This is a genomic window from Pseudomonas sp. efr-133-TYG-103a (genome assembly GCF_030209235.1).
GTDB lineage: Bacteria > Pseudomonadota > Gammaproteobacteria > Pseudomonadales > Pseudomonadaceae > Aquipseudomonas.
On the sequence record NZ_JARVSK010000019.1, the window covers coordinates 143,051 to 155,734 of the forward strand.

Annotated in this window: 11 protein-coding genes; 4 read left to right on the forward strand and 7 right to left on the reverse strand. The window is 61.4% G+C overall.

The window, feature by feature from the left end:
- Nucleotides 1-169 precede the first annotated feature (169 nt).
- Together QRN36_RS17030 and QRN36_RS17035 are read right to left on the reverse strand one after the other, a co-directional pair.
- On the reverse strand, nt 170-1,243 hold the full coding sequence (locus tag QRN36_RS17030; RefSeq protein ID WP_285425125.1) for an AI-2E family transporter: 1,074 nt from the start codon (nt 1,241-1,243) through the stop codon (nt 170-172).
- Between the two features lie 54 nt (nt 1,244-1,297).
- Entirely contained in the window at nt 1,298-2,359 is a 1,062-nt protein-coding gene (locus tag QRN36_RS17035; RefSeq protein WP_285425219.1) for a DUF2066 domain-containing protein, read from the reverse strand.
- 345 nt (nt 2,360-2,704) lie between these two features.
- Here QRN36_RS17035 and purM point away from each other — a divergent pair, with 345 nt between their 5' ends.
- The 4 genes from purM (at nt 2,705) to QRN36_RS17055 (ending at nt 6,275) form a co-directional block, all read left to right on the forward strand.
- Nucleotides 2,705-3,763 (forward strand): phosphoribosylformylglycinamidine cyclo-ligase, encoded by a 1,059-nt coding sequence (gene purM / locus QRN36_RS17040; protein ID WP_093460788.1) that lies wholly within the window; start codon nt 2,705-2,707, stop codon nt 3,761-3,763.
- Between the two features lie 8 nt (nt 3,764-3,771).
- The gene (purN, locus tag QRN36_RS17045) at nt 3,772-4,425 is read left to right on the forward strand and encodes a phosphoribosylglycinamide formyltransferase (protein ID WP_093462511.1); all 654 of its coding nucleotides are present in this window, start codon (nt 3,772-3,774) and stop codon (nt 4,423-4,425) included.
- A gap of 18 nt (nt 4,426-4,443) precedes the next feature.
- Complete coding sequence (locus QRN36_RS17050) at nt 4,444-5,160, forward strand: DUF3108 domain-containing protein (RefSeq protein WP_285425126.1); 717 nt, start codon at nt 4,444-4,446, stop codon at nt 5,158-5,160.
- A 923-nt stretch (nt 5,161-6,083) separates the two neighbouring features.
- Nucleotides 6,084-6,275 carry a hypothetical protein gene (locus QRN36_RS17055; protein ID WP_062380056.1) on the forward strand — a complete coding sequence of 64 codons (192 nt, stop codon included), beginning with the start codon at nt 6,084-6,086 and terminating at the stop codon, nt 6,273-6,275.
- A 52-nt stretch (nt 6,276-6,327) separates the two neighbouring features.
- On the opposite strand, the gene QRN36_RS17060 is transcribed toward QRN36_RS17055, so the two are convergent.
- From QRN36_RS17060 to cysM, 5 genes are all read right to left on the reverse strand, one after another.
- Entirely contained in the window at nt 6,328-6,870 is a 543-nt protein-coding gene (locus tag QRN36_RS17060; RefSeq protein WP_285425127.1) for a DUF2058 domain-containing protein, read from the reverse strand.
- Between the two features lie 39 nt (nt 6,871-6,909).
- Nucleotides 6,910-7,743 carry a nucleoside triphosphate pyrophosphohydrolase gene (mazG, locus tag QRN36_RS17065; RefSeq protein WP_285425128.1) on the reverse strand — a complete coding sequence of 278 codons (834 nt, stop codon included), beginning with the start codon at nt 7,741-7,743 and terminating at the stop codon, nt 6,910-6,912.
- A 118-nt stretch (nt 7,744-7,861) separates the two neighbouring features.
- A complete protein-coding gene (gene relA / locus QRN36_RS17070; RefSeq protein ID WP_285425129.1) occupies nt 7,862-10,105 on the reverse strand; it encodes a GTP diphosphokinase in 2,244 nt (747 codons plus the stop codon).
- A gap of 159 nt (nt 10,106-10,264) precedes the next feature.
- The gene (rlmD, locus tag QRN36_RS17075; RefSeq protein WP_285425130.1) at nt 10,265-11,620 is read right to left on the reverse strand and encodes a 23S rRNA (uracil(1939)-C(5))-methyltransferase RlmD; all 1,356 of its coding nucleotides are present in this window, start codon (nt 11,618-11,620) and stop codon (nt 10,265-10,267) included.
- Complete coding sequence (gene cysM / locus QRN36_RS17080) at nt 11,620-12,522, reverse strand: cysteine synthase CysM (protein ID WP_285425131.1); 903 nt, start codon at nt 12,520-12,522, stop codon at nt 11,620-11,622. Before cysM ends, rlmD begins: the two co-directional genes overlap by 1 nt.
- Nucleotides 12,523-12,684 lie beyond the last annotated feature (162 nt).

Genomic DNA, 12,684 nt, shown 5'->3' on the forward strand with positions numbered 1-12,684 from the left:
GCCTGCGAAAGTCAGGCATTTATCCGTGATTACGGGCCGCCTTCCGGGGAAGGCCGAGCCCAAAAATCTGTGGAGCCCCGCTTGCTCACGAATGGGCCGCGTCAGCGCACCTGGCGTGACTCGTCTGCCACATTCGCGAGCGACAGGGATCATGGCTCCCACTTGACGGTCAGAGATCAGGATCTTCCATCCCGCCATAAATATCCGAATCCTTGTACAGATCGTGGACATGACGCACCAGCACCATGATCACTGCCGCCACCGGCAAGGCCAGCAGGATGCCGGTGAAGCCGAACAGCTCGCCGCCCGCCAGAATGGCGAAGATGACCGCCACCGGATGCAGGCCGATACGATCGCCCACCAGCAGCGGCGTCAGCACCATACCCTCCAGCGCCTGTCCGACCATGAACACCGCGATGATGCCCAGCATCGGATACAGATCACCGCCGAACTGGAAGAGGCCCGCCAGGATGGCCGACCCGATCCCGATCACGAAGCCCATATAAGGCACGATCGCCGCCAGCCCGGCGATGACACCGATCAACAGACCCAGCTCCAGTCCGACCAGCATCAGCCCTGCGGCGTAGATCACGCCCAGCGCGACCATCACCAGCAACTGCCCGCGAATGAACGCGCCGAGCACTTCGTGGCATTCGTCCGCCAGTGCGACGATCTTCTTCTCGCGATGACGCGGCAACAGGCTGCGCACCTTGGCCATCATCACGTCCCAGTCGCGCAGCAAGTAGAAGCAAACCACCGGAATGAGGACCAGATTGGTCAGCCAGCCGATCAGCGCAAGCGTCGAGGTCGTGGCCTGCGCCAGCACGATGCCGACGATATCGCCCGTCTGCCCCATGTGCTCGGAAATGGCCGCCTTGACCTTGTCGAACTTCCAGAAACCGTCCGCCAGACCCAGTTTGGCCTGCGTCCAGGGCAGTGCCGTGTGCTGCAGCCAGTCGAGGATCTGTGGCGCCAGTTCATACAGGCGATACAGCTGCTTGGCGAGCATGGGCACCAGCACCAGCAGCAAGCCCATGAAGATCAGCGTGAACAGCACAAACACCGTCACCACGCTGAGCGTGCGCGACATCTTCAGCTTTTCCAGCCGGTCCGCCAGCGGATCGCCCATGTACGCCAGCAGCAGCGCCACCAGAAAAGGCGTCAGAATCGCGTGCAGCAACCCTATAAACAGACAGAGCAGGACAACCCCGCCCAGCCAGAACCAACGACGCGTATCAGTCATTACTGCCCCTTAACCCCGGATGATGTACATCGTGCAACGTCGTTATGAACCCGCTCACCAGCGGAAGTGCAATGCAGGCGCGGAAACAACTGGCGGCTGGGCCGTTGGGGTCGGGCCGTCAACCGGCGGCTGTGCAGCGTTGACCGGCGCGCTGGCCACTTCACTCTCCAGCACCTCCTGCAATTTTGCGAGGGACAATTGCGAGCGCAACTGGTCCGCACTGCCGCTGACATCGAACACCACGCGATCCCCCTCCACCGATTTGAGGCGCCCGCCGAAAGGTTCCAGCAAGCGCAGCAGCTGCGCGTAACGCTCCAGATTCATGCCCTGCACGTCCAGCGCCATGCCGGATGACGCGCCCGGCTTGACCACGAAACGCGGCGCCAGACGCTGACTCACCGCCAGCAGCACCGCATCGGCCAACTCTGCGGAACTCGCTCCCGACGCGCTGCCCTGCTCCATCTTGTCGCCCAGCCACAGATGCCACTTGCCTTGCCACTGACCGCCATTTTCCTGCGCGTGCACGGCAAGAATCGCGTCAGAACCGTAACGCTCGGACGCCTCCTTGAGAGGCTTCACATCGTTGCCATCCAGCGTCTTCGCGTTGCCAATGCCCTGTTCGGCAAGGTCCGCCAGCGGCAGACGCAGCGGCAGACCCCGGTGCTGCGCGGCGCGGCGCAACGGTTCGGCAGAGGACTGCCCGTCGCCTACCAGATTGGCGCCGTCGGTGGCATCGTTCAGCCACCAGGCCATGATTACCGGGCGATTGGAGCCCCACAATGACAGCCCCGCCTGACGCAATGCGCGGTCGGTACTGGCCGGGTCGAAATCGACCTGCAAGGTCTCGGGCGGCCCTGCGTCGTAGCCATATTGACTGATGATCTGCTGCGGATCCTTGCGCACGTCGGCAAGTCCCGGGCCTTGCGCGGCCTTGCCGTCACCGGTCAGGCGAATCACCAGGGTCTCGAGGGCCGCCTGGGTGGCGCGGGTTTTCTCGTCCGGGGTCTGACCGCTGACGGGCTCGCGAACCTGATACAGGTTGGTCACGGTCTCGGCCAGCGCCGGCAGGCTGATCAGAGACAGACAGCCCACGAACAGGCATTTCTTCAGGCGCATGAATGAAGGTGGAAGCATGGAAAATTCCCGATGGGCAAATGGCAGCGTATGGACAGCTGCGTGAAAATGTCTGGCACGACTCAGACCGCAGGTTGGCGCGAATCGCTCACTCTGGCGAAGAACTTACACCTTATATAGCTGCCGACGAACGGGCCAGCCCCGACAGCCCCCGCGATGCCTGCAATCGGGTTATTTTTTCTTCATCATGGCCCTGCCCGTCGGCCCAAGGATGGCCGCTTGAAGCCAATCCTGATAAAATCGCGCGCCTTCGCAGACCGGCGATGACACGGCCACGAGCCGTTCCCACTCGGTCGTTACCCCGAATCCCCCCTAAAGGCCTGGATCATGAGCAAGCAACCCTCCCTGAGCTACAAAGACGCCGGTGTAGACATCGACGCCGGTGAAGCATTGGTCGAACGCATCAAGAGCGTCGCCAAGCGCACCAAGCGCCCGGAAGTCATGGGCGGCCTGGGGGGCTTCGGCGCTCTGTGCGAAATTCCGGCGGGCTACAAGCAGCCGGTACTGGTCAGCGGCACTGACGGCGTGGGCACCAAGCTGCGCCTGGCGCTGAACCTGAACAAACACGACAGCATCGGCATCGACCTGGTCGCCATGTGCGTGAACGACCTGGTGGTGTGCGGCGCAGAACCCCTGTTCTTCCTCGACTACTACGCCACCGGCAAACTGAACGTCGACACCGCCGCCCAGGTGGTCACCGGCATCGGCGCAGGCTGCGAACTGGCGGGCTGCTCGCTGGTCGGCGGCGAAACCGCTGAAATGCCTGGCATGTACGAAGGCGAAGACTACGATCTGGCCGGCTTCTGCGTCGGCGTCGTGGAAAAAGCCGACATTATCGACGGCTCCAAGGTCCAGGCGGGCGATGCCCTGCTCGCCCTGCCATCCTCCGGCCCGCACTCCAACGGCTACTCGCTGATCCGCAAGATCATCGAAGTATCGGGCGCTGACATCGAATCCATCCAGCTGGACGGCAAGCCACTGACCGACCTGCTGATGGCGCCGACGCGCATCTACGTCAAGCAGCTGCTCAAGCTGATCAAGGACACTGGCGCAGTCAAAGCCATGGCCCACATCACCGGCGGCGGTCTGCTGGACAACATCCCGCGCGTACTGCCTGAAGGCGCTCAGGCCGTCGTCGACGTCGCCAGCTGGACCCGTCCAGCGGTGTTCGACTGGCTGCAAGAAAAGGGCAACGTCGACGAGCACGAAATGCACCGCGTTCTGAACTGCGGCGTCGGCATGGTCATCTGCGTGGCTCAGGAGCACGTCGAAGCTTCCCTCAAAGCGCTGCGTGACGCGGGCGAACAGCCTTGGGTCATCGGCCAGATCGGCACTGCTGCGCCAGGCGCCGCTCAAGTCGAGCTGAAGAACCTCAAGGCACATTGATGCCTGACATGCCTCAACCCTGTGATGTGGTGGTGCTGCTGTCCGGCACCGGCGGTAACCTGCAAGCGATGATCGACAGCTTTCAGGAAGACTCGAGCCCGGCCCGTATCCGCGCGGTGGTGTCCAACCGCGCCGATGCCTACGGGCTGGAGCGCGCGAGGAAGGCGGGCATCGAAACCCGCGTCCTCGACCATCAGGGCTATGAAGGCCGGGAGGCCTTCGACGCCGCGCTGATCGAGCTGATCGACACCTTCACGCCCGGGCTCGTTGTCCTTGCCGGCTTCATGCGAATCCTCACACCTGGCTTCGTGCGTCACTACCATGGCCGGCTGCTGAACATTCACCCCTCGCTCCTTCCCCTGTATAAAGGCTTGCATACGCACCAGCGCGTACTGGAAGCTGGCGATGCCGAACACGGCTGCAGCGTGCACTTCGTGACCGAGGAACTCGATGGGGGGCCTCTGGTCGTACAAGCTGTCGTTTCGGTAGAGTCGCATGACACGCCTGCCACACTGGCGCAAAAGGTTCACACCCAGGAACATCTGATTTATCCACTGGCCATTCGCTGGTTCGCAGAAGGACGATTGACCCTCGGCGAACATGGCGCATCATTGAACGGCCAGCCACTGGGACCCAGCGGCCACCTGATTCCGGCCCTCTAATCCAAGACAGGAGATATTATGCGTCGCGCTCTGCTCTTCGCTCTCGCTCTGTTCGCGCTCCCTGCGGTCAACGCGGCAGACCTTCAACCTTTCTCCGCCAGCTACACCGCTGACTTCAAACAGCTGCCCGTGGGCGGCGGCAGTGCCACACGCAGCCTGGAAAAGAACGCCAACGGCAGCTGGACCCTGAGTTTCAAGGCTTCGATGATGATCGCCAGCCTGACCGAAGTGAGCACCCTCAAGGTCGACAAGGACCAGTTGCTGCCGCAGACCTACCACTTCGAACGTGGTGGCCTTGGCAAAAGCAAGACAGTGGATCTGGTTTTCGACTGGCCGACCAAGTTCATCACCGGGACCGATCGTAACGATGCGGTGAAAATCCCGCTGAACACCGGCGTCCTCGACAAGTCCACGTATCAACTGGCCCTGCAGCATGACGTGGCGGCAGGCAAGAAGAGCATGACCTACCAGGTCGTGGATGGCGATGAAGTCGACACCTACGACTTCCGCGTACTGGGCACCGAGAAGGTCGACACCAAGGTCGGCTCGGTCGATGCCATCAAGGTCGAACGCGTGCGCGATCCAACGCAGAACAAGCGCATCACGGTGATGTGGTTTGCCAAGGATTACGACTATCTGCTGGTTCGCCTGCAGCAGGTCGAAACCGATGGCAAGGAGTACAACATCATGCTGCAGGAAGGCTCGGTGAACGGTAAAGCTGTAAAAGGCAGCTGACCCAAGCCCCGCCCTCCCGAAACCCCGCCAACTGGCGGGGTTTTTTATTGGATCGGTTTCGGATCAGCCAAGGCTAATCGCTCAAGCACTGCGGCACTGATTCAGTAGCAGCGCGCTAGCAGCGATGCGGCATCTCAGGCACTGCGAGGGCGACTGGAAAATTGCCTTCGTGAGCAAGCTCACTCCCACCGGTTCGATGCCCGTTCACACATCTTCAGCGCGACGCTGACCCTGTAGGAGCGCGGCTTGTCCGCGATACGGCATCTCAGGCACTGCGAGGGTGACTGGAATATTGCCTTCGTGAGCAAGCTCACTCCCACCGGTTCGATGCCCGTCACACATCCTCAGCGCGACGCTGATCGTGTAGGAGCGCGCCCTCGAAGCCTGATTTTCAACCGATGCATTTCCTCAGGATGCACCGGCCCCTTCCCGGCTGAAGCCGGTCCTACAGACACTGCAAGCTTTTCGCAGGACCGGCTTTAGCCGGGAAGGCGTCGGATGTCAGGAGATCGCGGGTAAGCGCGTTCCTACCATCAACCACACATCTTCAGCGCGACGCTGATCGTGTAGGAGCGTGGCTTGTCCCGCGAACTGCCGCGCAGCGGTAGCAAAACCAATCGACTCAATTTCGCCAGGCCCTCCGCGGCTGCACATGCCCCCGCTCCTCAGACCTCAGAACAAACCTCGACCGCCAATTCATCAGCGCACCCCTGTTCCCCAACCGAACATGAAACTTTCTTCACGCCCTCCAAACGAGTGCGACAAAACGCCGCATCCCAGTTAAAACAACCAGTTAGCAACTGTTACCGAATCGGTAAAAAACTCTTACTGGAATCGCTCATTTACTTAGCAAGCTACCAAATCCTATAAAGGAACCACTGCGACGTCCTGCCGCAGATATCAAAGAGTCAGGAGTTTTCACTATGACGGTAACTGTTACTGAACGCGACGACGCCCACATCTCCCACGAAAGCATCGCGGATGGCATTCAAATCTGGGATGTTCGCCAGCAAGACCAGTTGGTAGGGATGTTTCACCACGAATCGGACGCACAGCGTTACGCAGCAGAGCTCGCGGAACTGGAAGCCAAGAAGGCAGCGAGCAACTCGCAATAACGGAATCGCAACAAGACAAAACCCGCCTCGGCGGGTTTTGTCGTTTCAGGCTTTACCACATCAGATCGTCAGGGATCTTGTAGGCGGCATACGGATCATCGCCATCCGGCTCTTCAGTCGGCTCGCTCAACAAGACGATGCGCCGCGGATCGCGCTCCTGAACCTTGAGCGCCGCCTCGCGCGGGATGACCTCGTAAGTGCCGCCATGATGGACGATGGCCAGCGACCCGTTGCTGAGCTTGCTGCGCATCAGCGCGTTGACCGACAGGCGCTTGACCTTCTTGTCGTCGACGAAGTTGTAGTAATCCTCGGTGGTCAGCTTGGGCAGACGGGTCGCTTCGATCAGTTGCTTGACCTGCGCGGTGCGAGCTTTCTGCTCGGCCTTTTCCTGTTGCTGACGATTCAGTTCCTGGTCGCGCCTGGCTTTCTCGGCCATCGCTTCCTGCGCGGCGCGCTGGGCGGCATCGTCGGCGACGGCCTGCCCCTTGTGCACCAGACGCTGTTCTTTCTGCTTGCTCTTGGCGGCCTGCTTGGCCTGTTTTTCGTTGACCAGACCTGCCTTGAGCAACTGGTCACGAAGGGAAATACCCGCCATGTGTTTTCTCTCTCTGACTTCTCTTTCTAAACAGTCAGCTCAACCGCAGTTGGGCGTGTTCTTTTCCTGACGCTTGGCTTCGCCCCAGAGCGCGTCCATCTCTTCAAGACTGCAATCTTCAATGGGCCGACGGGCATCGCGCAAGGCCTGTTCGATAAATCGGAAACGTCGCTCGAACTTGCTGTTGGCAGCGCGCAGGGCATTTTCGGGGTCTACCTTCAGATGGCGGGCCAGATTGACCACCACAAACAGCAGATCGCCGATCTCGTCGCTGATCGCGGCCGGGTCGTTGTCGGCCATCGCTTCGAGCACCTCGTCGAGTTCCTCGCGCACTTTATCGACCACCGGCAACGCGTCGGGCCAGTCGAAACCCACTTGCGCGGCGCGCTTTTGCAACTTGCCGGCGCGCGACAATGCAGGCAGTACGTTGGGGACATCATCGAGCAAAGACAGCTGCTCCGGCACATGCGCTTTCTCGGCCCGCTCCTGGGCCTTGATCTCCTCCCAGCGATGCTTGACCTGCTCTTCACTGAGGCGCGGCGTTTCCAGAGGCGCATAAAGATCACCGGTCGGAAACACGTGGGGATGGCGCCTGATCAACTTGCGCGTGATCCCGTCGACCACGGCATCGAACTCGAACCGGCCTTCTTCGCGCGCCAGCTGGCAGTAATACACCACCTGAAACAGCAGATCGCCCAACTCACCTCGCAGATCATCGAAATCCCCGCGCTCGATGGCGTCGGCCACTTCGTAAGCCTCTTCGAGGGTGTGCGGCACGATGGTCGCGTAGTTCTGCTTGACGTCCCACGGGCACCCGTATTGCGGGTCGCGCAGCCGGGCCATGAGCGTGAGCAAGTCTTGGAGTTTGTACATAGTTATCCCATCAGCAGCATCGAAGCCTGTAGGAGCGCGCCTGCCCGCGATTGCGGTGTGTCGTCGACATAGTCGTCACAGGCACGACGCGTCCGCGGGCAAGCGCGTTCCTACAGGGTCACGGCGTTCTGTTACGCCGCGTCTCGATGATGTTCGGCAATTGCGAGATGCGCCCCAACAACCGGCCCAGCGCATCCAGGCCCGGGATTTCGATGGTCAGGGACATCAGGGCGGTGTTGTCTTCCTTGTTCGAGCGGGTGTTGACCGCCAGCACGTTGATGCGCTCGTTGAGCAGCACCTGAGAGACGTCCCGCAACAGACCGGATCGGTCGTAGGCGCGGATGATGATGTCCACCGGATAAGTGAGCACCGGCACCGGGCCCCAACTGACCTGGATGATCCGCTCGGGCTCGCGCCCGCCCAGTTGCAGCACCGAGGCGCAATCCTGACGGTGGATGCTGACGCCGCGCCCCTGCGTGATGTAACCGACGATCGCATCGCCCGGCAGCGGCTGGCAGCAGCCGGCCATTTGCGTCATCAGATTGCCGACGCCCTGAATCTGGATGTCGCCGCGCTTGCCCGGCTTGTACCCGGACGCCTTGCGCGGAATCAGCTCCAGTTGCTCGTTGCCACGCTCGGGCTCGACCAGTTGCTGAGCAAGGTTGACCAGCTGCGCGAGACGCAGATCGCCGGCGCCGAGCGCCGCGAACATGTCTTCGGCGATCTTCATGTTGGCCTTTTCAGCCAGCTTGTCGAAGTCCACCTGCGGCAGCGCCAGGCGCGCCAGCTCGCGTTCGAGCAAGACTTTACCGGCCGCGACGTTCTGATCGCGCGCTTGCAGTTTGAACCAGTGAACAATCTTCGCCCGCGCCCGCGACGTGGTGATGTAACCCAGGTTCGAGTTCAGCCAGTCGCGGCTCGGCGTGCCGTGCTTGCTGGTGATGATCTCGACCTGCTCGCCGGTCTGCAGGCTGTAGTTGAGCGGCACGATGCGACCGTTGATTTTGGCGCCGCGGCAGTTGTGGCCGATTTCGGTGTGCACGCGATAGGCGAAGTCCAGCGGCGTCGCGCCTTTGGGCAGGTCGATGGCGTGGCCATCAGGCGTGAACACATAGACGCGATCCGGCTCGATGTCGACGCGCAGTTGCTCGGCCAGACCGCCGATATCGCCCAGCTCTTCATGCCATTCGAGGACCTGACGCAGCCAGGAGATTTTCTCTTCGTAATGATTGGAGCTGGATTTGACGTCAGTGCCCTTGTAACGCCAGTGAGCACAGACGCCCAGCTCGGCCTCCTCATGCATGGCGTGGGTGCGGATCTGCACCTCCAGCACCTTGCCTTCAGGGCCGATCACCGCCGTGTGCAGCGAGCGATAGCCGTTCTCCTTGGGGTTGGCGATGTAGTCGTCGAACTCCTTGGGAATGTGGCGCCACAGGGTATGAACGATGCCGAGGGCGGTGTAGCAGTCGCGCATCTCGGGCACCAGCACGCGAACGGCACGAACGTCGTAGATCTGGCTGAATTCCAGACCTTTTCGCTGCATTTTGCGCCAGATCGAATAGATGTGTTTCGCACGCCCGCTGATGTCGGCCTTGACCCCGGTCGCCAGCAGCTCGTTTTGCAGCTGCGACATGACATCGGTGATGAAACGCTCACGATCGAGGCGGCGCTCATGCAGCAGTTTGGCGATCTGCTTGTACTGCTCCGGCTCCAGGTAGCGGAAGGACAGGTCCTCCAGCTCCCACTTGATGTGGCCGATGCCCAGACGATGGGCCAGCGGCGCATAGATGTCGAAGACTTCCCTGGCAACCCGGTTGCGCTTCTCGTCGTCGGTGTTTTTCACTGCCCGGATGGCGCAGGTGCGCTCGGCCAGCTTGATCAGGGCGACGCGAACGTCGTCCACCATCGCAACCAGCATCTTGCGCAGGTTTTCGACCTGCGCCTGAGTGCCGAGCACCAGCGACTGGCGTGGGCTGAGGCTGGCGCTGATCGCGGCCATGCGCAGCACGCCATCGATCAGCTTGGCCACCGTCGGGCCGAAACGCTGGCTGACATCGGGCAAGGGAATCTTGCCTTCGCGCACGCCGCGATAGATCACGGCGGCGATGAGAGAATCCTGATCGAGTTTGAGATCGGCCAGGATTTCGGCGATTTCCAGGCCCGTCTGAAAACTCGACGTGCCTTCCGCCCAGAGATTCTTGGCGGCGTTGTCCTGCTGCTCGGCCTGCCGGGCAAATTCACAGGCCTCTTTCAACGCCTGTCGGTCCACTGCGAGGTCGACGCTGACCACATGATCAAGCCATGCGTCGAGATTGATACTGCCGTCTGTGTTTATCGGCTGGTGTGCTCTCACCTGTACCATGTTGCTTACCTTCCCTACGGCGCGATGAAATGCGCCATCAGTCGCCAGCCTTCTTGAAGCGCATACGCCTTGCGGGCCATGCAAGGGCGCGTGCGCGGGCCAGTCGGATTAAACGAGACTCCGTGTGAAGCGCTGACTCGATTCCCTGAGCCTGAGGCCTCACTTACTCGCTTCAAATAACGCCATCGCCTCGACATGCGCAGTCTGCGGAAACATATCGAGAATTCCGGCACGTTTTAATCGGTAGCCCTGCCTGATCAATTCGACCGTGTCGCGCGCCAAAGTTGCCGGGTTGCACGACACATAAAGTAACCGTTCAGCACCCAGGGCCTTGAGGTTTCGCACCACTTCGAGCGCCCCGTCACGGGGAGGATCGAGCAGTACCGCGCGGAAACCTTCCGCCACCCAGGCCGCCTTGTCCAGCGGCTGCGACAGATCCGCCTGATAAAACTTCACATTATGCAAATCATTGCTCGCCGCGTTGCCCGTGGCGCGTTGAACCATCGTCTCCACGCCCTCCACTGCCACGACTTCGCGCGACTTGAGGGCCAGCGGTAAAGCGAAATTACCAAGCCCGCAGAACAAGTCCAGCACTCGTTCATCGGCACGAGGCTCGAGCCAGTCCAGCGCCTGGCTGATCATCGCCGTATTGACCTGTGCGTTGACCTGCACAAAGTCGCCCGGACGATAAGCCAGCGCAAGGTTCCACGGCGCCAAGGGATAGCCCAGCGCTGCCGATGGGTCCACAGGCTGCGGCTCACCTTCGCCATGCAACCACAGTTGCGCACCGTGGGCATCACAAAATGCCTTGAGCGTCGCAAGGTCGTTTTCCGCCAGTGGCGCGGTGTGACGCAACAGCAGCGCATTGGCCGACCCACTGAATAACTCGACATGCCCGAGCGCCTGCGGCTTGCCCAGACTCCGCAGCATGGCCGGTAACGCCGTCATGATCGGTTGCAAGGCCTGTACCAGCACCGGACATTCTTCGATGGCGATGATGTCCTGGCTCGAGGCAGCACGGAAACCGACGTCCAGCTGTTTGCTGCGCACGTCCCACCGAACGGCGATGCGCGCGCGGCGACGGTAGGCAAATTCATCACCGGTCAGAGGGGCGGCCCACTCTTCAGGCTCCACACCTGCCACGCGACTTAACTGCTCGGCGAGCATGCGCTGTTTCAGGGCGAGTTGTTCGTCGTGGGGCATTTGCTGCACGCTGCAACCGCCACAGCGGCCGAAATGCTTGCACGGCGCGGGCCGACGTAACGGGCTTGCCTGAAACACGCGTTCGGTACGCGCTTCAACGACCTTGCCATGGGCGCCCAACACGCGCGCCTCGACTTCCTCAGCCGCCAGACTGCCGGCGACAAACCAGGTCCGGCCTTCAACGAAACCGATGCCACGGCCGTCATTGGCCAGCCGCTCGATCTTCAGACGTTGTTTTTTACCGGTCGGGACCTGCGTTGTCCGTGTGCCGCCGCTGGGCTGGAAACGCAGGCCTGAGTCACGCTTGGCCATCAGTTGGGCGCATCGTAGACACCGGTCGACAGGTAACGGTCGCCACGGTCACAGATGATCGCGACCATGACCGCGTTTTCGACTTCCTGAGACAGACGCAGCATGCCGGCCACGGCGCCGCCGGACGATACGCCACAGAAGATGCCTTCTTCGCGCGCCAGACGACGCATGACGTCTTCGGCCTCGCTCTGGGCCATGTCCATGATGCGGTCGACGCGATCGGCCTGATAGATCTTCGGCAGGTATTCCTGCGGCCAGCGACGAATGCCCGGAATCGCCGACCCGTCCATCGGCTGCAGGCCGACGATCTGGATGTCGGGGTTCTGTTCCTTCAGGTAACGCGAGGTGCCCATGATGGTGCCGGTGGTACCCATGGAGCTGACGAAATGGGTGATGGTGCCGCCCGTCTGCTGCCAGATTTCCGGGCCGGTGCCGACATAGTGCGCTTCAGGGTTATCGCCATTGGCGAACTGGTCGAGCACCTTGCCGCGACCTTCGGCCTGCATGCGCTCGGCCAGATCGCGGGCGCCTTCCATACCCTCTTCCTTGCTGACCAGGATCAGCTCGGCGCCGTAAGCGGTCATGGCCGCCTTGCGTTCGGCGCTGGAGTTATCGGGCATGATCAGGATCATGCGGTAGCCCTTGATGGCGGCCGCCATGGCCAGGGCAATGCCGGTGTTGCCGGAAGTCGCTTCGATCAGGGTGTCGCCGGAATGAATCTGCCCGCGCAACTCGGCACGGGTGATCATCGACAGCGCCGGTCGGTCTTTCACAGAGCCAGCCGGGTTGTTGCCTTCAAGCTTGAGCAGCAATGTATTGCTGGTGTTCCCGGCCATGCGTTGCAGACGCACCAGCGGGGTGTTGCCGATGCAATCGGCGATGGTTGGATACTGCAGGGTCATGGCGTGTTCGCGATCCAGACATGCGGGGGTCGCCTATCATACCGGCAATCGCCCCAAGCCCATATCACGCAAAGTGAGTTCGATAGGGCGAAATGGAATAAGCGGCCGATCCAGGGCGGGACGGCGATGCCATCGTGTTCACTCTGTGGGCGCGTGATCCGG